16 protein-coding genes and 3 pseudogenes are annotated in these 19,977 nt (G+C 68.0%); 11 read left to right on the top strand and 8 right to left on the bottom strand.

From position 1 onward, the window contains the following. Nucleotides 1-3 precede the first annotated feature (3 nt). From ACPUER_RS23745 to ACPUER_RS23730, 4 genes and pseudogenes are all read left to right on the top strand, one after another. Complete coding sequence (locus ACPUER_RS23745) at nt 4-1,056, top strand: microcin C ABC transporter permease YejB (protein ID WP_425132277.1); 1,053 nt, start codon at nt 4-6, stop codon at nt 1,054-1,056. Then, nucleotides 1,010-2,113 carry an ABC transporter permease gene (locus tag ACPUER_RS23740; RefSeq protein WP_425132276.1) on the top strand — a complete coding sequence of 368 codons (1,104 nt, stop codon included), beginning with the start codon at nt 1,010-1,012 and terminating at the stop codon, nt 2,111-2,113. Before ACPUER_RS23745 ends, ACPUER_RS23740 begins: the two co-directional genes overlap by 47 nt. Beyond that, entirely contained in the window at nt 2,113-3,756 is a 1,644-nt protein-coding gene (locus ACPUER_RS23735; protein WP_425132284.1) for an ABC transporter ATP-binding protein, read from the top strand. Before ACPUER_RS23740 ends, ACPUER_RS23735 begins: the two co-directional genes overlap by 1 nt. 142 nt (nt 3,757-3,898) lie before the next feature. Further along, a pseudogene (locus tag ACPUER_RS23730) lies at nt 3,899-7,073 on the top strand (multidrug efflux RND transporter permease subunit). Between the two features lie 146 nt (nt 7,074-7,219). Here ACPUER_RS23730 and ACPUER_RS23725 read toward each other — a convergent pair. Continuing rightward, a pseudogene (locus ACPUER_RS23725) lies at nt 7,220-7,432 on the bottom strand (IS3 family transposase); the annotation flags it as partial. A gap of 362 nt (nt 7,433-7,794) precedes the next feature. On the opposite strand from ACPUER_RS23725, the gene ACPUER_RS23720 reads away from it, so the two are divergent. Then, the gene (locus ACPUER_RS23720) at nt 7,795-7,959 is read left to right on the top strand and encodes a helix-turn-helix domain-containing protein (RefSeq protein WP_425132283.1); all 165 of its coding nucleotides are present in this window, start codon (nt 7,795-7,797) and stop codon (nt 7,957-7,959) included. Between the two features lie 258 nt (nt 7,960-8,217). Next, complete coding sequence (locus tag ACPUER_RS23715; protein ID WP_425132275.1) at nt 8,218-8,592, top strand: DUF3564 family protein; 375 nt, start codon at nt 8,218-8,220, stop codon at nt 8,590-8,592. Nucleotides 8,593-8,732: 140 nt separating this feature from the next. Here ACPUER_RS23715 and ACPUER_RS23710 read toward each other — a convergent pair whose 3' ends face one another. Together ACPUER_RS23710 and ACPUER_RS23705 are read right to left on the bottom strand one after the other, a co-directional pair. Beyond that, the gene (locus ACPUER_RS23710; RefSeq protein WP_175961585.1) at nt 8,733-9,044 is read right to left on the bottom strand and encodes a hypothetical protein; all 312 of its coding nucleotides are present in this window, start codon (nt 9,042-9,044) and stop codon (nt 8,733-8,735) included. A 669-nt stretch (nt 9,045-9,713) separates the two neighbouring features. Then, nucleotides 9,714-9,821: pseudogene (locus ACPUER_RS23705) on the bottom strand (carbamate kinase); the annotation flags it as partial. 376 nt (nt 9,822-10,197) lie between these two features. Between ACPUER_RS23705 and ACPUER_RS23700 the strand changes: the two are divergent. Beyond that, entirely contained in the window at nt 10,198-11,601 is a 1,404-nt protein-coding gene (locus tag ACPUER_RS23700; RefSeq protein ID WP_425132274.1) for an MBL fold metallo-hydrolase RNA specificity domain-containing protein, read from the top strand. Nucleotides 11,602-11,685: 84 nt separating this feature from the next. On the opposite strand, the gene ACPUER_RS23695 is transcribed toward ACPUER_RS23700, so the two are convergent. From ACPUER_RS23695 to ACPUER_RS23680, 4 genes are all read right to left on the bottom strand, one after another. Further along, complete coding sequence (locus ACPUER_RS23695; protein WP_175961365.1) at nt 11,686-12,726, bottom strand: zinc-dependent alcohol dehydrogenase family protein; 1,041 nt, start codon at nt 12,724-12,726, stop codon at nt 11,686-11,688. Between the two features lie 157 nt (nt 12,727-12,883). After that, complete coding sequence (locus ACPUER_RS23690; protein WP_425132273.1) at nt 12,884-14,698, bottom strand: PHA/PHB synthase family protein; 1,815 nt, start codon at nt 14,696-14,698, stop codon at nt 12,884-12,886. Further along, a complete protein-coding gene (phbB, locus tag ACPUER_RS23685) occupies nt 14,695-15,441 on the bottom strand; it encodes an acetoacetyl-CoA reductase (RefSeq protein ID WP_425132272.1) in 747 nt (248 codons plus the stop codon). The genes ACPUER_RS23690 and phbB overlap by 4 nt, the downstream gene beginning before the upstream one ends. Then, the gene (locus tag ACPUER_RS23680) at nt 15,431-15,928 is read right to left on the bottom strand and encodes a hypothetical protein (protein WP_175961368.1); all 498 of its coding nucleotides are present in this window, start codon (nt 15,926-15,928) and stop codon (nt 15,431-15,433) included. The genes phbB and ACPUER_RS23680 overlap by 11 nt, the downstream gene beginning before the upstream one ends. A gap of 209 nt (nt 15,929-16,137) precedes the next feature. Here ACPUER_RS23680 and ACPUER_RS23675 point away from each other — a divergent pair, with 209 nt between their 5' ends. The 3 genes from ACPUER_RS23675 (at nt 16,138) to ACPUER_RS23665 (ending at nt 18,488) form a co-directional block, all read left to right on the top strand. Continuing rightward, nucleotides 16,138-16,977 (top strand): universal stress protein, encoded by an 840-nt coding sequence (locus ACPUER_RS23675; protein WP_425132271.1) that lies wholly within the window; start codon nt 16,138-16,140, stop codon nt 16,975-16,977. A 177-nt stretch (nt 16,978-17,154) separates the two neighbouring features. Beyond that, nucleotides 17,155-17,658 (top strand): universal stress protein, encoded by a 504-nt coding sequence (locus ACPUER_RS23670; protein WP_425132270.1) that lies wholly within the window; start codon nt 17,155-17,157, stop codon nt 17,656-17,658. Further along, nucleotides 17,655-18,488 (top strand): universal stress protein, encoded by an 834-nt coding sequence (locus tag ACPUER_RS23665; protein ID WP_175961371.1) that lies wholly within the window; start codon nt 17,655-17,657, stop codon nt 18,486-18,488. The genes ACPUER_RS23670 and ACPUER_RS23665 overlap by 4 nt, the downstream gene beginning before the upstream one ends. Before the next feature lie 52 nt (nt 18,489-18,540). Here the strand turns inward: ACPUER_RS23665 and ACPUER_RS23660 are convergent, their stop codons facing one another. Continuing rightward, nucleotides 18,541-18,999, bottom strand: a complete 459-nt coding sequence (locus tag ACPUER_RS23660) for a universal stress protein (protein WP_175961372.1) — start codon at nt 18,997-18,999, stop codon at nt 18,541-18,543. Between the two features lie 207 nt (nt 19,000-19,206). Here ACPUER_RS23660 and ACPUER_RS23655 point away from each other — a divergent pair, with 207 nt between their 5' ends. Beyond that, on the top strand, nt 19,207-19,854 hold the full coding sequence (locus ACPUER_RS23655; protein ID WP_175961373.1) for a response regulator: 648 nt from the start codon (nt 19,207-19,209) through the stop codon (nt 19,852-19,854). The last annotated feature ends 123 nt before the right edge of the window (nt 19,855-19,977 follow it).

The following is a 19,977-nucleotide window of genomic DNA, read 5'->3' as shown; positions in this document are numbered from 1 at the left end:
ACGATGCTGGCATACATATTCAGGCGGCTGCTGCTGATGATCCCGACGCTGATCGGGGTGGTGACGATCACGTTCGCGGTCACGCAGTTCGTGCCGGGCGGCCCGGTGGAGCAGGTGCTCGCGCAGTTGCGCCACGGCAGCGCGCATGGAGGCGAGGCGGGCGGAGGCGGGGGCGGCTACCACGGCAGCCAGGGCGTCGACCCGCAGCAGATCGAGCAGATCCGCAGGCAGTTCGGCTTCGACAAACCGCCGCTCGAGCGCTATCTGCTGATGCTGAAAAGCTATGCGACCTTCGACCTCGGCCAGTCGTACTTCGCGCACCGCAGCGTGTGGGCGGTGATCCGGTCGAAGCTGCCGGTGTCGATCACGCTCGGGCTGTGGACGGTGATCCTCACCTATCTCGTGTCGGTACCGCTCGGCATCGCGAAGGCGGTGCGCAACGGCTCGCGGTTCGACACCGTGACGAGCGTGCTGGTGCTGACCGGTTACGCGGTGCCGGGTTTCGTGCTCGGCGTGCTGCTGCTGATGCTGTTCGGCGGCGGCACGTTCTGGCAGGTGTTTCCGATGCGCGGGCTCACGTCGGACAACTTCGACGACCTGACGCTGATCGGCAGGACGCTCGACTATCTGTGGCACATCGCGATGCCGGTGACCGCGGCGGTGATCGGCAATTTCGCGATCGTCACGATCCTGACGAAGAACACGTTCCTCGAGGAAATCGGCCGGCAGTACGTGCTGACCGCGCGCGCGAAGGGAGCGCCGGAGCGCGACGTGCTGTGGAAGCACGTGCTGCGCAATGCGGCAATTCCGCTGCTCACCGGGCTGCCGGCGGCATTCGTCGGCGCGTTCCTGAACGGCAACCTGCTGATCGAGACGCTGTTCTCGCTCGACGGGATGGGGCAACTGTCGTACGACTCGGTGATCCGCCGCGACTATCCGGTCGTGCTCGGCTCGCTGTTCCTGTTCACCCTGATCGGTCTGCTGACCAAGCTCATCGCGGATATCTGCTATGTCGTCGTCGACCCCCGTATCCAGTTCAGCCGCCTGGACCACTGATCCCGCGTGCGCGCCGTCGCCGTCGCCGTGGCGGCGCACGTGGCAGCGCTTTCGCGCGCAGCCGCTCGGCTATGCAAGCCTCGTGATCTTCGCGGCGCTGTTCGTGCTCAGCCTGTGTGCCGACGGCCTGTCGAACGACCGGCCGCTGCTCGTGCGCTACGACGGGCACTATTACTTTCCGATCGTGAAGGACTATCCGGAGACCGCGTTCGGCGGCGACTTTCCCGCGAAGACGAACTATCTCGATCCCTACATGCGCGCGAAGCTCGAGTCGCACGGCAATTTCGCGGTCTATCCGCCGAACCGCTACCGCTACGACACGATCGACTACTTCGCATCGCAGCCGTATCCGGCGCCGCCGTCGGCGAGCAACTGGCTCGGCACCGACCAGTTCGGGCGCGACGTGCTCGCGCGGCTGCTGTACGGGTTCCGGCTGTCGGTGCTGATGGCGTTCGCGCTGACCGTGTCGGGGGTGCTGATCGGCGTGCTGACGGGCGCGCTGCAGGGCTTCTACGGCGGCCGCGCCGACCTGGTCGGGCAGCGCCTGATCGAGATCTGGAGCGCGTTGCCGGACCTGTACCTGCTGATCATCTTCGCGTCGATCTTCACGCCGTCGCTGTGGCTGCTGTTCATCCTGCTGTCGATGTTCGGCTGGCTCGTGCTGTCCGACTACGTGCGCGCGGAGTTCCTGCGCAACCGCGCGCTCGACTACGTGAAGGCCGCGCGCACGATGGGGCTATCGAACTGGCAGATCATGTGGCGGCACGTGCTGCCGAACAGCCTGACGCCGGTGATCACGTTCCTGCCGTTCCGGATGAGCGCGGCGATCCTGTCGCTGACGAGCCTCGACTTCCTCGGCCTCGGCGTGCAGCCGCCGACGCCGAGCCTCGGCGAGCTGCTGCAGGAAGGCAAGAACTACCTCGACGCGTGGTGGATCTCGATCTCCGCGTTCGCGGCGCTGGTCGTCACGCTGCTGCTGCTCACGTTCATGGGCGACGCACTGCGCAACGCGCTCGATACGCGCTCGCGCGGCTCGGCGTTCGGCGGGGGGCGATGATGGCGAACGCGTTGCTGCAGATCGACGGGTTTTCGGCACGCTTCGGCGCGAAGGCGGCCGTACAGGACCTGAGCCTGTCGATCGGGCGCGGCGAGCGCGTGGCGCTCGTCGGCGAATCCGGGTCGGGCAAGAGCGTGACGGCGCTGTCGATACTGCGCCTCGCGCAGCACGCAACGCTGTCGGGACGGATGCTGTTCGACGGCGAGGACCTGCTCGCGAAGTCCGAACAGCAGATGCGCGGGATTCGCGGCGCCGACATCGCGATGGTGTTCCAGGAACCGATGACCGCGCTGAATCCGCTGTATACGATCGGCAAGCAGATCGCCGAGAGCCTGAGGCTGCACGAGGGGCTGCGGCCGGGCGACGCGCGCGAGCGGGGGATCGCGCTGCTGCGGCGCACCGGTATCCCGGAGCCGGAGCGGCGTATCGACAGCTTTCCGCATCAGTTGTCGGGCGGGCAGCGGCAGCGCGCGATGATCGCGATGGCGCTGGCGTGCCGGCCGCGGCTGTTGCTGGCGGACGAGCCGACGACGGCGCTCGACGTGACGGTGCGCCAGCAGATCGTCGATCTGCTGATCGAATTGCAGGAGCAGGAGGCGGCCGCGCGCGGGATGGCCGTGCTGCTGATCACGCACGACCTGAATCTCGTGCGGCGCTTTGCACAGCGCGTGGCCGTGATGGAGCAGGGCGTGCTCGTGGAGACGAACACGACCGACGCGCTGTTCGCCGCGCCGCAGCACGTCTATACGCGCCGGCTGCTCGACAGCGCGCCGCAGCGGAACGTCGAGCCGGTCGCGGCTGGCGCACCGACGATCCTCGACGTGCAGGACCTCGCCGTCGACTACCGCATCGCGGCGAAGGGCTGGCGCGCGGTGCTCGGCAAGACGACGTTCCGCGCCGTGCATGACGTGAAGCTGAACCTGAGGCGCGGCGAAACGCTCGGGATCGTCGGCGAGTCGGGCTCGGGGAAATCGACGCTTGCGGCGACGGTGCTCGGCCTGCAGCGGCCGGCGGCCGGCTCGATCGAGATCGACGGCATGCCGCTGGACGCGCTGCGGACGACGGGGGGCAGGCGCGCGCTGTACGGCAGGATGCAGGTCGTGTTCCAGGACCCGTTCGGCTCGCTGTCGCCGCGGATGACGGTCGAGCAGATCGTCGGCGAGGGGCTCGCCGTGCACCGGCCGCAGGTGGCCGGGGAAGCACGCCGCGCGCGAATCGCCGTGCTGCTTCAGGAGGTCGGCCTAGCGGCCGAGTCGATGCTGCGTTATCCGCACGAATTCTCCGGCGGCCAGCGGCAGCGGATCGCGATCGCACGTGCGCTGGCGGTGGAGCCCGAATTGCTGGTGCTGGACGAACCGACGAGCGCGCTCGACGTGTCGATCCAGAAGCAGGTGCTGAATCTGCTGACGAATTTGCAAAAGAAGTACAAATTGAGCTACCTGTTCATCACGCACGATCTCGCGGTGATGCGTGCGATGGCCCACCGGGTCGTCGTGATGAAGGCGGGGCGCGTGGTCGAGGAGGGCGATACGCTCGACGTGCTGCATGCGCCGTCCCATCCGTATACACGCGCGCTGCTTGCGTCGTCGATGCTGGCACCGGAACCGGGGCCGCAGCAGAGGGAAGGGGACGCAGATGATTGACGTGAAGCGGGCGCGGGGCGCCCGTGCCGCCCGGGCGTCGTGCTGCGACGCCGGTTCGATGCGGTGCGACGACGCTTGCCGCCGGCCGTTTGGCCGCGCGGCAAGCGCAGTCGCGCCGCTGGCTGTTCGCTGACGCACCGCGATGCCATCGTTCTTCATCGATCGTCCCGTCTTTGCGTGGATCGTTGCGCTTGCAATCGTCGTCGCGGGCGTGCTCGCGATTCCGCAGCTTCCGATCGCGCAATATCCGCGCCTTGCGCCGCCGCGGGTCGTGATCACGGCCGCGTATCCGGGCGCGTCGACCGAGACGGTCGACGGCGACGTCGGCAGCATCATCGAGGAAAGCCTCGACGGCGCCGACGGGCTGCTGTACTACGAGACGAGCAGCGACGGTCACGGCAACCTCGAGATCGACGTGACGTTTTCGCCCGGCACCGATCCGGACATCGCGCTCGTCGACGTGAACAACCGGCTGAAGCAGGTCGAGTCACGGTTGCCGCAGCAGGTCGTCCAGCAAGGGATCGGCGTATTCAAGGCGGCGAACACGTTCCTGATGCTCGTCACGCTGACGTCGACCGACGGCACGCGCGATTCCGCGCAACTCGGCGATTACCTGAACCGCTACGTGCTGCGCGAACTGAAGCGTGCGCCGGGCGTCGGCGCGGCCGAACTGTGGGACGCCGACGAGGCGCTGCGGGTCTGGCTCGATCCGCACAAGCTGCGCGAATACGGTGTCGGCGCCGACGACGTGATCGCGGCGATCGGCACGCAGAACGCGACGGTGACGGCCGGCGCGATCGGCGATGCGCCGTTCCCGGGCGGCCAGCAGCTCACCGCGTCGATCGTCGTCAAGGGGCAGCTCGCGTCGCCGGACGAGTTCGGCCGGATCGTGCTGAAGTCGAAGACGGACGGTTCGGCGGTGCGCGTCGCCGACGTCGCGCGCGTCGAACTCGGCCGCGACGACTACTCGTTCTATTCGCGGCTGAACGGCCGGCCGGCGGCCACGGTCGGCATCCAGCTCGGCCCGCGCGGCAACGCGCTCGAAACGTCGAACGCGATCCGTGCGCGGCTCGCCGAGTTGTCGAGGGTGTTGCCGCCAGGCGTGGCGATCGAGATTCCGTTCGACGGTGCGCATTTCGTGACGATCGCGATCCGGGAGGTTGTGCTGACGCTCGTCGAGGCGGTCGTGCTGGTGTTCTGCGTGATGTGGCTGTTCCTGCGCGATCTGCGTTACACGCTGGTGCCGACCGTCGTGATTCCCGTCACGCTGATGGGCGCGTTCGTCGCGATGTGGGCGTTCGGACTGTCGATCAACGTGTTCACGATGTTCGGTCTCGTGCTGGCGATCGGCATCCTCGTCGACGACGCGATCGTCGTCGTCGAGAGCGTGCACCGGGTGATGGAGGAGGGCGTGTCGCCGCGCGACGCCACGCGCCGCGCAATGAAGCGGATCGGCGGTGCGATCGTCGGCGTGACCGCGGTGCTGACCGCCGTATTCGTGCCGATGGCGTTTTTTCCAGGCACCGTCGGCGGCATCTACCGGCAGTTCGCGGTGGCGATGATCGCATCGATGCTGGTGTCGTCGTTCATGGCGCTGTCGCTCACGCCCGCGCTGTGCGCGAACCTGCTGAAGCCGGTCGCGCGACACGATGGCGGAACCGGCCGCGCGCGGCGACGCGGCATCGGCGCGCGTCTGGCCGACCGGTTCGGTGCGGCCTTCGCACGCGTCGAAACGGGTTATCGCCGCATCGCCGTGTTCGCCGTGCGCCGCACCGGCATGGTCGTGGCAGTGTACGCGGCGCTCGTGATCGCATGCGGGCTGCTGTACTGGATGATGCCGGGCGGCTTCCTGCCGACCGAGGACCAGGGGCAACTGCAGGTGATGATCCAGTTGCCGGCGGGCGCCATGCAGGCGCGCACGCTCGCGGTCGTCGAGCGTGTCGAGGCGATCCTGCGCGCGGAGCCGGCGATCGCGAACGTGACGAGCGTGATCGGCTGGAGTTTCGCGGGCAGCGGACAGAACCGTCGGCATGGCGTTCGTGGAGCTGAAGGACTGGGGGCAGCGCGACGTCGATGCGATGGCGTTGCGCGACCGGTTCAACGGGCGTTTCGGCACGATCCTCGACGGCGACGTCGAGGCGTCGCTGCCGCCGTCGGTGCGCGGCATCGGGCATTCCGACGGATTCACGTTCCGGCTCGAGGATCGTGGGGGCGTCGGGCTCGACGCGTTGAAGGCGGCTCGCGAGCAGCTGTCCGAACGCGCGAAGGCGGATCCATTGCTCGCCGCCGTGCATTTCGAAGACCTGCCGGACGCGCCGCGTATCGAACTCGATGTCGATCGCGCGAAGGCGTATGCGCTCGGCGTACCGTTCGAGCGGATCGCTGGCCTCCTGGGCGGCACGTTCGGCTCGAACTACATCAACGATTTTCCGGCGTCGGGCCGGATGCGGCGGGTGATCGTCGAGGCCGAGCCGGTCGCACGCGCGACCGATGCGCAACTGATGGCGCTGACGGTGCCGAACCGCACCGGGGACATGGTTCCGCTATCGGCCATCGCCGCGCCGCACTGGACGATCGGGCCGGCGATGCTGAATCGCTACAACGGCTATCCGTCGCTCGACATCAGCGGCCGGGCGGCGACCGGCACGAGTTCGGGCGCGGCGATGGCGGAGATGGAGCGGCTCGCCGGCGCGCTGCCGGCCGGGATCGGCTTCGACTGGGTCGATGCGGCGCGCGAGGAGCAGGTAGCCGCGCGGCAAACGCCGCTGCTCGTCGGGCTGTCCGTGCTGGCGGTTTTCATGGCGCTTGCCGCGCTGTACGAAAGCTGGTCGATTCCGCTGTCCGTGCTGACGATCGTGCCGCTCGGCATGATCGGCGCGATCGCGGCGGCGCTCGCGTGCGGCATGCCGAACGACGTGTACTTCAAGGTCGGGATGATCACCGTGGTCGGGCTGGCGGCGAAGAACGCGATCCTGATCGTGCAGTACGCGCGCGATCTCGCCGGGCGCGGTGTGCCGCTGCGGCAGGCGGTGATCGACGCGGCCGCGGCGCGATTCCGGCCGATCGTGATGACGTCGATGGCGTTTTTGCTCGGGGTCGTGCCGCTCGTGCTGGCGACTGGCGCCGGTGCGGAAAGCCGGCGTTCGATCGGCACGGGCGCGTTCGGGGGCGTGCTCGCGGCGACGATGTTCGGGCTTGTGTTCGCGCCGGTGGCGTTTCGCGTGGTGGTGTCTGTCGGCCGGCGTGGGCGGCACGCTGCGATGACGAGGCGCGACGCGCGGCGGCCGGAAACGGTTGGGGATCTGGAGGTGGATTGAGGGTCGCGGTGGGTTGTTGGCGGTGGGATCGGGGGTTTGCGGATGTGGATATCATATTTGACATAATCATAATTAGCGCACAAAAATCTTGTAGTAGCTTTTTAGAAATGTCGTGTTCGGGGGTGCGGCGGAATTCTTGGACTGGTTTATGTCGTCAGCCCGAGGCTCTCCCGGTATTCAATCGGACTGAGTGCGCCAAGCGAGATCTTGATCCGTTTTTCGTTGTACCAGCGAATGTACGAGTCAACGACCTCAATGAACTGGTCGGTGCTGACGGCCTGCCAGTCCCGAGAGTAAAACAGTTCCGTTTTCAGCCGTCCAAAGAAGCCTTCGCACGCTGCGTTGTCGGGCGAGCAACCTGACTCGAATTGCGCGAATGCTGACGGTGGTACCGCAAGGAGCGATGCAATGAGCCGCCCGAGCAGCGCGACCGTCGCGCGGCAACGCGCCGGCAATCCCGCTCGCCAGCGGGGCAGCCACGACGATCTATCGGCAACTCGGCGGCCAATCGCATACGGAATCCATTTAATCAGTGCCCTGGCCATCAAAACGCGGCGCTTTTCAACAGCCTGCTAGAAATGGTTCTAAAGGCCCATGTCGCACCATGCCCAACCCGGACCCAGGAGCCGCCGACCGGGCGCTCTCCATCATCCGCGATCGCTACGCCGATTTCGGCCCGACGCCGGCCTGCGAGAAGCTGTGGGAATGCCACGGCTTTCGGTTGGCCGCGGCCGAACGACTGGGCCTAACGGTCCGGCAGATCGAACGGCTAGTGATTCGGTACCGGGAATCTGGTGCGGCTGGACTGACGTCGCGCAAACGTGGTCGTTCGGGGAACCGGCGGTTGGACGAGGAACTGGCTCGGCGAGCGCGTGCCGGCGTTTGACCTGCATCAATCGCCGGCTCGGGGCAACGCATAAACTGAGTCGGACTACTTGCCGGACACCGCGCGATGACTACCGCTCCAATGACACGCTGAGACCGGGCGGCCGCGCGCACCGGGGCGATACCGCGATGCCGCTGCCCGCCGAGCACGGCGGCCCGCTGTGCTCCGAGCATGCGCTGATTCGCCGGGTCATGAGCCAGTAAAAGCCGCGACCGCCGGTGACGGCGACCGCCCTCCTTCGTCGATTCGGAGCCCATCGTGCGGATCACGCTGCATCTCGATACTTTCGCCTGCGACAACCCGTCGGCCTATGCCATTCTCTGGATCGACACGGCCATGCGTCGCTGGTCGCGCGAAGGTCATGCAGGGATGGACCTGCCCGTGTGGGGGACGCTCGTCCGCGAAGACGGCGCCACCGTAATGACGGGCCCCGACAACGCGGGCGCCCTGTTCTGGCTCGACGATTTCGATCTCGACGCACCGTCCGGGCCGTTCGAAGGCCAGGCCGGCGTCGCGCGCTGGTTGCGCGATGCCCGGCAGGCGCCAGTGCCTGGCGCATGGCGGGTGCAGTGTGTCGACGATACGGCGGAGATGCCGGAGCACGAGGTCTTCACGGGCGACGAAGAAAGCTAGCCGGACCAGGGCTGCCGACCGCACCGTCTCCCTTGCTGCGGCGGACCGGCACACGCGTCGCGAACCGCCGGGAACTGCTGTGAACCGCGGCGGGTCGGCGCAGCGGGCCATGGCGAATCGCGCCCGACGGGCAGGACGTGTCAGTGCGGGTTCTCATGGGTTCCTGTGGCCGCGGTCGTGGCGAGTTGCCGCTCGGCAAGGTCGAATGCCCGCTCCAGCGCGTCCATGGGGTCCACGCCCGTCATATGCGGAACGGGGCGGAATTCCCCCTTGCGCGTGATCAGATCGAGTCGCACGTCATACCTCGGCTGGCGAGTCGACGCACCCATGGCCTCGATCGCGAGATGGCAGCCGGCCAGTTGCGTACCGAACGGCTCGAGACGCATCAGCTGGATGCTCGCTTCCGCCTCCAGCTGAGTCGACCCGGCGAAGCCGAAGTAGGCGATTTGCATCCAGATTCCCATGTTCCGCTCCTGTTGATTGCGCCGATTGATGGCCAGAGCCGGTTCATCAGTGTGGTGCGCTCGCAATACTTGATTTCGTACTCGTACGTCCATCTTCCGTGGCGACGGCCCTGCGTTGTTGATGTGCGTCAACCGACGGACATCGGCGCGCGCTGCCCGACAACCGGAGCCGGTCGCGCGACGAACCGGCGGCTCGCGTCGACCGTGGTCAAGCAACGAATCGCACGCTTTCGCCGTGAAACCGGACAGGCCGGAGTGCCGCGGGAGCCGCGACGAAGAAACCCGCATCGACCGCTGCGTCGCAAGCGCCCCGGTCCGGCGGCACCAGGCGGGGCCGGGGCGCTCAAGCGCACGCCGGCCCGCTCGGTGCGCGTGACGGGCAACTGAGTCTTCGGCGACACGCAGGGATGGATCCGCACGAACGTCAGGGCGTCACGATGAAGCACGGACGGACTTCACCTGATGCAGGAATTTGTCCGCGTGATCGAATGAACGCGCGTACCGGGGTTCGGATGCTTCACGATACGTGCCCGACGGAATCGGCGAGCCGGTTCTTCACTCCGCCGTCAGCATTGCTCTGATCCGCACCTTGGTAACCAGCGTCGCGCGAGGCCTCATCGGTCCACGAACATGCTTACGAGTTCGTTGCCGTGCGCCCGCGAGCCGGGCGGCAGCCAGTCTCACGTTTTCCTGCTGCGCGGCGGCGGTCATCGCCTCGCCGCGTCGCAGCAGCGCGTTGCCACCCAGAGCGACCACGATACGCATCGGTTCACCCCTCCCCTAGCTCGCCAGCGTCGCGACCTGCATGGCCTTGATCGTATGCAGCCGGTTCTCGGCCTGCTCGAAGACGACATCCGGCTTCCGAACGCGCCGCGCTGGTCGGCTCCGCGCACCACGTGCGCAAGCCCTGGTGTCGACTGTATGTGGGTGCCGACGGGCGCGGTTGACACACATCAAGCCCGCGAAACGGAGCGCCCCGCATGCCGGACGGCGGCTCGCCGCCATTCTCCTGTCGAATCGCCACGGTCGCGCGCGTTCCCTCGCACGCGGACACGGCAATCCCTGACTTCCGTCAAAGCTATTGCACGCACACGCGATGTAATCGGAACACCGAACTCCTCAACTCCCGGCGGGGCAAGCCATGAAACTGACTTTTCTCGGTGCGACCGAGACCGTGACCGGATCGAAGTATCTGGTCGAGCATCGCGACCGGCGCCTCCTGGTCGACTGCGGCCTGTTCCAGGGCACGAAGAACCTGCGGCTGCGCAACTGGAACCCGCTGCCGGTCGCGCCCGACACGCTGGATGCGGTGGTCCTCACGCATGCGCATCTCGACCACACCGGCTACCTGCCGGTGCTCGCGCGCGACGGGTTTCGCGGCCCGGTGTACTGCACGCAGGCCACGGCCGAACTCTGCGGCATCATGCTGCGCGACAGCGCGCGGCTGCAGGAGGAAGAAGCCGATTTCGCGAACCGGCACGGTTATTCGAAGCACCACCCGGCCCGGCCGCTCTACACGACCGACGATGCGCAACGCGCGCTGCGCCTGATGAAACCCGCCGCATTCGACGAATGCGTCGCACTGGGCGGCAGCCTGTCGTTCCGGCTGCTGCCCGCCGGTCACATCCTCGGCGCGGCCAGCGTCGTCATGCACTGGGATCACAAGGTACTGGCGTTCTCCGGCGATCTCGGCCGCTATCACGACCCGATCATGCAGCCGCCGACGCCGCCGGCGCATGCGGATTACCTGGTCGTCGAATCAACGTACGGCGACCGGCTGCATCCGGCATCGGACCCCGAGACCGAGCTGGCGGCGCTGTTCGAAAACACCTTCTCGCGCGGCGGCGTGGTCGTGATCCCCTGCTTCACCGTCGGCCGCGCGCAGGAGATCCTGCACTACATCGCGCGCCTGAAAGCGGCCGGCCGCATGGCGCGCGTGCCGGTGTTTCTCGACAGCCCGATGGCGACGGACGTGACGGAGATCTATCGCCACCACGTCCTCGAGCACCGGCTGACCTTGTCGGCAGCGAACGCGCTCGGCCACGCGGCGACGATGATCCGCACGGTCGACCAGTCGAAGGCGATCGCCGACCATCAGGGACCGATGGTCATCATTGCGGGAAGCGGCATGGCGACGGGCGGACGCGTGCTGCATCACCTGAGCCGCTATGCTCCCGATCCGCGCAACACGATCGCGCTGGCGGGTTACCAGGCCGCGGGCACGCGCGGCGCGGCGCTGGCGGCTCATGAGCCGACGCTGAAGATTCACGGGGAGTACGTGCGCGTGCGTGCCCGGGTCGAGTCGATCGCGACGCTGTCCGCGCATGCCGACTACGAGGAAATCCTGCGGTGGCTCGGCACGATGCAGCGCGCACCGTTCCGAACCTTCGTCACGCACGGCGAGCCGGCGGCGGCCGATGCGTTGCGGCGGCGCATCGCCGAGACCCTGCACTGGCCGTGCGAGGTGCCGACCTACGGGCAGACCGTCGATCTCGACGAAGCCGAGCGCGACGACACGCGCGAACCGGCGGCGCTGTCATCCTGACGACGCCGCGCGGCGCACGAACGCCGCACGCATCGCGTCATCCGGCGCGGCGGGCGCCCGCTCCCGCCGCGCCGCGCGCCGCCATCACGCCACTTCGATGAGGACCTTCAGCGCATGCGTTTCCGCGGCGCGGCCGAACGTGTCGTACGCGCGCTCGACGTCGTCGAGCGAAAAACGGTGCGTGATCAAACGCTTCGGATCGAGCCGCCCCGCGCGCACGGTCTTCAGCAGCATCGGCGTGCTGACCGTATCGACGAGCCGGGTCGTGATCGCGATGTTGCGATCCCACAGCTTCTCGAGATGCAGGTCGGCCTTCACGCCATGCACGCCGACGTTCGCGACGACGCCGCCCGGCGCGACGAGCGACGTGCACATCTCGAACGTCGCCGGAATCCCGACCGCCTCGATCGCGCAATCGACGCCGACGCCGTCGGTCAGCTTCATCACGTCCGCGACAGGGTCGCCATTGGCGCCGTCGAAGCAGTCGGTCGCGCCGAAGCGCCGCGCGACGTCGAGCCGGTTGCGGTCCGGGTCGATCATGATGATCTGCGCGGGCGAGTAAAACTGCGCGGTCAGCAACGCCGCCAGCCCGATCGGTCCCGCGCCGACGATCGCGACCGAACAGCCCGGCTGCACCTTGCCGTTCAGCACGCCGCATTCGAATCCGGTCGGCAGGATGTCGGACAGCATCACGAGCGCATCCTCGTCCGCGCCGGGCGGAAGCCGGTACAGGCTGGTCTGCGCGTGCGGGATGCGCACGTACTCGGCCTGCGTGCCGTCGATCCGGTTGCCGAGGATCCAGCCGCCCGTCGTGCAATGCGAGTACAGGCCGCGCCGGCAGTATTCGCACCGGCCGCACGACGTGATGCACGAGATCAGCACGTGGTCGCCCGGCTGCAGCGTGTCGACCGCCGCGCCGACCTGCTCGACGATCCCGACGCCCTCGTGGCCGAGGACGCGGCCGGGCTCGCACGACGGCACGTCGCCCTTCAGGATATGCAGGTCGGTGCCGCAGATCGTCGTGCGCGTCACGCGGACGATCGCGTCGGTCGGCGCCTGCAGCTCCGGCATCGGCCGCCGTTCGAGCGCCTTGCGCTGCGGCCCCTGGTATACGAGTGCTTTCATTGCGTTATCTCCGTCGAAAGGGAGGTTCGTTCGTTGATCGGGCCCGGCGTGCGCGTTGCGGGCAGGCGTCGCATGCGCCGGCAGCGCTGCCGATGCGCAGGCCCGATCCCGCCGCGACGACGAGCGGCGCGATCGAGAACGCCGCCGGTCAGGCTCTTCATGTTTCGAGCACGTAAGCGCCGGGCGCCGCCCCCAGGCCGGCGTCCGGCGTGCGTGCCGGCACGTCGCCCGACGCGTGCGCGCGCAACCAGTCGCGCCAGCACGTCCACCACGACCCGTCGACGGCGCGCGTTTCGTTCACGAAGTCGTGCTGGCTGCGGTAAGGCGCGCCCGGTTCGCGGGCGGCGCGGCGATAGTGGCGGCCCGGATGGCCGGGTTCCGACACGATGCCTGCGTTATGGCCGCCCGAGGTCAGCACGAAAGTCAGCGCGTTGTGCGTGAGCAGGTGGAGCTTGTAGACGGAATGCCACGGCGACACGTGATCGCGCTCGGTTCCGACCACGAACATCGGCACGTCGATATCCGACAGCGCGACCGGCCGGCCCTCGACGCAATAGCGGCCTGCCGCGAGGTCGTTGTCGAGGAACAGCCGCGTCAGGTATTCCGTGTGCATGCGGTACGGCATGCGCGTGACGTCCGCATTCCACGACATCAGGTCGTTCGGCTTCGTGCGCTTGCCGAGCAGATACTCGCTCATCATGCGCGACCAGATCAGGTCGCGCGCATTCAGCAGCTCGAACGTGGCGGACATCTGCGAGCCGTCCAGGTAGCCTTGCCGCCACATCAGCGCGTCGAGCGCGGACAGCTCGCTCGCGTCGACGAACAGGCCGAGTTCGCCGGGTTCGCTGAAATCGGTCTGGGACGCGAGCAGCGTGACGGAACGCAACGCGTCGTGCTGCCGCCCGTCGCGCGCGAGCGCCGCCGCGCCGATGGCCAGCAGCGTGCCGCCGAGGCAGTAGCCGACCGCGTGGACGGCTTCGCCGCACCGCTCGCGAACGGCGTCGAGCGCGGCGAGGCAGCCGTCGCGCAGGTAATCGTCGAGCCCGAGATCGCGCGACTCCGCGCCCGGATTGCGCCACGAGATCGCGAACACGGTGTAGCCCGCGTCGACCAGGAAGCGGATCAGCGAATTGTGCGGCTGCAGGTCGAGGATGTAGTACTTCATGATCCACGACGGCACGATCAGGATCGGCTCGCGTGCGACGCCGGCCGTCGTCGGTTCGTACTGCAGCAATTCGCACAGTGCGTTGCGCCATACGACCCGGCCCGGCGTGATCGCGACGTCGCGCCCGGGCAGATAGGCCCGGCCATCGCGCGGCCGGGCGCCGCCGGCGCGATCGATCAGCGCGCCGAGATCGTCCAGCCAGTGCCGCGCACCGGCCGCGAGATTGGCGCCGCCGCTGCGTATCGTCGCGTCGAGCACGACCGGATTGGTCGCGATGAAATTACCCGGCGAGCATGCGTCGAGCCATTGCCGCGCGGCGAACCCGACGAGTGCCTCATGATGGCGCTCGACGCCCCGCACGCCGTGTGTCGCATCGCGCCACCAGTGCTGGATCGACAGGAAGTTGTCGCGATACGCGCAAAACGGCCAGTTCGACCACGCCGGTGCGGCGAAACGCGGATCGGCCTGCCCGGCATGCACCGTCAGCCCGGCCTCGTCCGGGTCGTCGGACGCGCCGTTCGCCGCCGGCAACGGACCGGCCGCGCGCCATGCCTGCCACGCCAGTTCGACGCATTTTCCGGGCGACACGGCGAGATGCGCACCCCAGTCGATCATGGCCAACGCCAGCGACACGGGCGACAGGCCGAGTGTCATCGCGGCCAGGCTCGCCCGCGCCGCGCGATCCCATTGTTCGGCCGGCGACGCTTCAGGCCGCGCGCAGGTGTCCGGACGCGAGGCCTGCGCGAGTTCACCGGCGGCGGCCGCCGGACGGCGCGTGACCGGCACGCGGATGACGGAATCATTCATCGCATGTGCATGCCGCCGTTGACGTCGAATTCCGCGCCGGTCGCGAATGCGCCCGCGTCCGAGCACAGCCACGCGACGAGCGCCGCGATCTCGTCGGGGTTGCCGAGGCGCCCCACCGGAATCTGCGGCAGGATTTTCGTGTCGAGCACGTCCTTCGGCACCGACTCGACCATCGCGGTCGCGAGGTAGCCCGGCGACACCGTGTTGACCGTCACGCCGTGTCGCGCGAGTTCGAGCGCGAGCGCCTTCGTGAAACCGTGAATGCCCGCCTTGGCGGCCGCATAGTTGGCTTGCCCGTACGCGCCTCTCGAGCCGTTCACGGAACCGACGTTGACGATGCGGCCGAAGCCTGCTTCGATCATGCCGGGCACGAACGGCTTCGTCATGTTGAACATGCTGTCGAGATTGGTGCGCAGCACCGCGTCCCACATGCTCTTGGTCATCTTCACGAAGCTGGCGTCGCGCGTGATGCCGGCGTTGTTGACGAGCACGTCGACATGTCCGAATTGCGCGAGCACGCGCGCCGCGCAGTGCTGGCACGAGTCGTAGTCGGCGACGTCGACCTCGAACGCATGGAAGGTGCGCCCTGCTTCGCGTTCTTGTACCAGCCAGGTCGCGATATGGTCGTTGCGCTCCGTGTGCGACACGGCGACGGTCATGCCCGCGGCATGCAGGCGACGGCTGATCGCGGCGCCCAGGCCGCCCGTGCCGCCCGTCACGAATGCGACACGGTCAGCGCACATGATCGTGCTCCTGCGTCGCATTCGCGCCGGCCATGTCCGTCATGCCGCGTCCGAACGCCGCCATCCATTCGTGCCACGGCATGCTCGCTTCGTTGACCACGGCCAACCGGCTCATGTCGGGCAGCCAGTCGGTCTGGTAGCGAGACAGCATGTCCGCGCCATACTCGCGCAGCCACGTGCGCCAGACCCCCGCCTCCTCGTATTGCGTGCGCATGCTCCATTCGACGGCGTCCTGCCAGATCGCGGCGCTTGCGATCGCGTAATCGCGCATCACGCGCTGTGCCGCCGCGCCGAACTCGGTCCATTCCCGCGTTTGCGCGAGCGCCTGCTGCAACTGCCGCGCCGCGTCGCGATCCCGCTCGATGCGCCGTCCCGTCAGCGCATGCCATTCGTGCTGCCAGTCGCGATTCAGCGCGAACAGGCGCAGCGCGATGTCGCAGGCTGCCCGGCACGCGCCGTCCGGTGTCGTCAAAGCGTCGGTGGTCATCGTCTTCCCTCTGTCGATTCGGTCGAAGGGTCGGCACCCCTGCTGCACCCCGGGCGGCACCCGTCTTGCGCCGCCTGCCGGTACCGGCCGCGACCGCTTCACTGTGCGGCTGTGCGGCACGGCGGCCGTTGATCTGCGTCAAGCGCGCGGGAAGCCCGCTTCGTAGACTGAATTGCACTGGCGGATATACCGTCGATGGAGCGATCCCGATGAGCTACAAGAGCATGGTCGTGCATCTCGATACGAGCGTTCGCGCGCATTCGCGCCTCGAGCTCGCGTTGCGTCTCGCGCGGCGCTTCAAGGCGCACCTGACCGGGGTGTTCGCGATCTACACACCGGAGCCGACTTCGTTTTACGTGATGGCCGGTTCCGCCGATTACTTTCGCGAACAGCGCGACCGGCGCGACGAGCGTCTCGCCGCGCTCGAACGCCTGTTTCATGCCGAAACGGCACGGGCCGGCGTATCGTCGGCCTGGATTCGCGCCGATGAGCGCGCCAACGTCGCGGTGCCGCGTCTCGCGCGTCTCGCGGATCTCGTGATCGCGGGCCAGAGCGACCCGAACGATCCCGAAACCTATATCGACGACCAGTTTCCGGAAACGCTCGTGCTGTCGGCGGGGCGTCCGGTGCTGTTCGTGCCGTATGCCGGGGAATTCCCGTCGCTCGGCGAACGCGCGCTGGTGGCGTGGGACGGCAGCCGCGAGGCCACGCGCGCCGCGCACGACGCGCTGCCCTTTCTCGAGCACGCGAAACGCACGACGGTCGTCGCGGTGGTCGACGGCGATTCCGAAGCGGCGACTACCCGCATTCCGGCCGCGGATGCCGCGCTGATGCTTGCGCGCCACGCGCCGGACGTCAACGTGCTCGACGTCGATAGCGGCGCCGGCACGTCCGTCGGCGACACGCTGCTGTCGCGCGCGTACGAAACGGGCAGCGATCTGCTCGTGATGGGCGCGTACGGCCATCCGCGCTGGCGCGAACTGCTGATGGGCGGCGCCACGCGCACGGTGCTGGCGTCGATGACGCTGCCGGTACTGATGTCGCACTGAGCGCGCCGATGCGTACGCTCGCGCTGCTCGTCGTCGAGCCGGCCGACGAAGCGTGGATTGCGGCACGCGATGCGGTGCGGCTGCTGCGACGCGACGGCGCCGCTTGATCCAGATCAGCGCGATCGGCGCGCGTGCGCCGATGATGAAATCGTTGACACGCGTTCAGAGGGAACCGCCATGTACTCGAACATTCTGGTCGCGCTCGACGGCAGCGAACCGTCGTCCCGCGCGCTCGACGCCGCACTGACGCTTGCGTCGGAATCGGGCGCGCGGCTCACGCCGGTCTACGTCGTCGATTTCCTGGTGCCGGCCTACGACATGTACGGCTACGATCCGTCGATCCTGATCGACGCGTTCCGCGAGGAAGGGCTGCGCGTCACCGACGGCGCGGCGAAGCGCATGGCTGCGCGCGGCGTAACCGGCACGCCGCGGATCGCCAATGTCGATCCGGGCGGCGAAGACGTCGCGCAGCGGCTCCTGATCGTTGCGAAGGAAGCCGGCGCCGACCTGATCGTGATGGGCACCCACGGCCGGCGCGGCTTCAGCCGCCTCGTCCTGGGCAGCGTCGCCGAGCGCTTGCTGCGGCGCGCCGCGTGCCCCGTGCTGATGATTCCGGCGAGTTGCGCGCCGGTGCCCGTTGCGGCGCCCGCCGCTGCATCGACCGAAAAGGAGCCGTCATGAGCTACAAGACCCTGCTCGTCCATCTCGACGACAGCGATCGTTGCGCGACGCGCGTCGAACTGGCGCTCGAACTCGCAGGACGCTGGAACGCGCACCTGATCGGCCTGTACGTGGTCTGCCAGGATCTCTTCGAACCGCTGCGGCGGCCTGACGAGCCGCTCAAGCTCGCGGTGTACGAGCGCCTGTGCGAACAGCGGTGCAAGGACGCGGAGGAGAAATTCCTCGAAGCCGCTGAGCGCGCGGGGCGCAGCGTCGAATGGCAGGCGCCCGCCGGCGCCGCGACCGACGCCGCGATCCTGCATGCGCGTCATGCCGACCTGCTCGTGCTCGGCCAGGAAGATCCCGACGACCGCCTGACGCACGTCGCGCGCCATTTCATCGAGGACGTCGTGATGGGCAGCGGACGTCCGGCGCTCGTCGTGCCGTACGCGGGCGACGTGCGCAAGATCGGCGAGAACGTGCTGATCGGCTGGGACGGCGGGCGCGAAGCCGCGCGCGCGATGGCCGACGCGCTGCCGCTGCTCGCGCGTGCGCGCTTCGTCAACGTCGAGACGGTCAGCCACGGGCAACCCGATCCGGACAAGACGCCGGCAGGCGTGGACGTCGCCGCGTACCTGGAGCGTCACGGCATCCGCGCATCGTTCTCGACGACGACACGCCCAGGCACGGTCGGCGTCGGCGCGACGCTGCTGAACCGGGCCACCGACCTTCACGCGGACCTGATCGTGATGGGCCTGTACAGCCATACCCGGACGCACGAGCGCGTACTCGGCGGCGCGACGCGCACGATCCTCGAAACCATGACGGTGCCGGTGCTGCTGTCGCACTGAGCATGAACGCGAACGGGGCGGCCTCGGTCGGCCGCCCCGTCGTCCTGGCGGATCACGACGCGCCCGAATCGTCGCGGACCAGCAGCACGGGCCGGTCCGCGGTGCGCAGCAGCGACTCGGCGACGCTGCCGAGCAACGCCCTGCGAACACCCCGCCGGCCGTGCGTCCCCATCACGATCAGGTCGGCATCGCAGTCGGCGGCCGCGCGCGCCAGCACCGACGCCACGTTCTCGCCGCACGCATCGATCGTTTGCGCGGTGCCGCGCACCCCGCACAGCCGGAACGCGGTCTCGGCATCGGCGAGCGCCGTCGCCGCGAGGTCTGCCCCTACTCCGCCCGGGTCGCTCCGATCGACGTAGCCGCTGTCGATATTCGTCAGCCGCGGCGTATCCGACACGACGCACACGGCGACGACGAGGCCGCCCGACGCGCGGGCGAGCGTTATCGCCTCGTCGAGCGCGAGCCGTGCGCCGCGACTGTCGTCGAGCGCGGCGAAGATCCGTTCATACATGGCGCCTCCCGGTTTATCCATCCCGTTCCGGCCGGATCGGGATCTTCAGTCTGGGCCCGCCGCCGTCCGGCCCGTTGACACCGATCAAGCGGGCCTCGGGGCGGACATGGCGGCCCCGTGCATGCGCCCCGATTGGCGAACACCGGCAAAACGCGCACAATTTCGCTGCTCGTCCGCAAAGGCGGTTCGGCGCAAGGGGCATGTCACATGATCAGGGTACTCGTCGCCGACGACCACGCGCTCGTCCGGGATGGCCTCCGGCACATCCTGCAGAACGCAACCGGTTTCGAGGTCGCGGGCGAGGCGCGCGACAGCGAGTCGACCGTTACGCTGATCCGCGGCACCCCTGCCCACGTGCTGGTGCTCGATCTGTCGATGCCAGGCCGCAACGGCATCGAACTCATCCGGCAGATCAAGGACGAAAAGCCGGCCCTGCATATCCTCGTCCTGACGATGCATGCCGAACAGCAATATGCGGTGCGTGCGTTCCGCGCCGGCGCGTCCGGCTACATGACGAAGGAAAGCGCGAGCGCGGAACTGGTGGCCGCGCTGAGCAAGATTGCATCCGGCGGCGTCTACGTCAGCCTGGCGATGGCGGAGCAGTTTGCGCAAAGCCTCAACGAGCCGGCAGAACTGCAGCCGCACCAGCGCTTGTCCGATCGCGAGTTCGACGTGTTCCGGCGCATGACCTCCGGCGAATCGATCTCCGAAATCGCGCAGGCGCTGTGCGTCAGCGTCAAGACCGTGAGCACCTACAAGACGCGCATCCTCGAGAAAATGCAGATGCCGAACGATGCGTCGCTCGTGCGTTACGCCGTACGCCACAAGCTGTTCGACGACCCGGACGAACTCTGAGCGCGACAAGCTGCCGCACGCTTGTAGGAATTACCCTACAGCCCTTCTTCATCACCTACTTAATCTTCAATTTCCGCTGATTTCATTCGCGCGTCCGACTGTCCATACTCCCCGTCAAGAAAA

It is taken from the genome of Burkholderia sp. DN3021, from assembly GCF_049805555.1.
Classification (GTDB): domain Bacteria; phylum Pseudomonadota; class Gammaproteobacteria; order Burkholderiales; family Burkholderiaceae; genus Burkholderia; species Burkholderia pyrrocinia_C.
The sequence above is the reverse complement of the archived record's forward strand: the minus strand, read 5'-3'. Positions and strand labels throughout refer to the sequence as shown.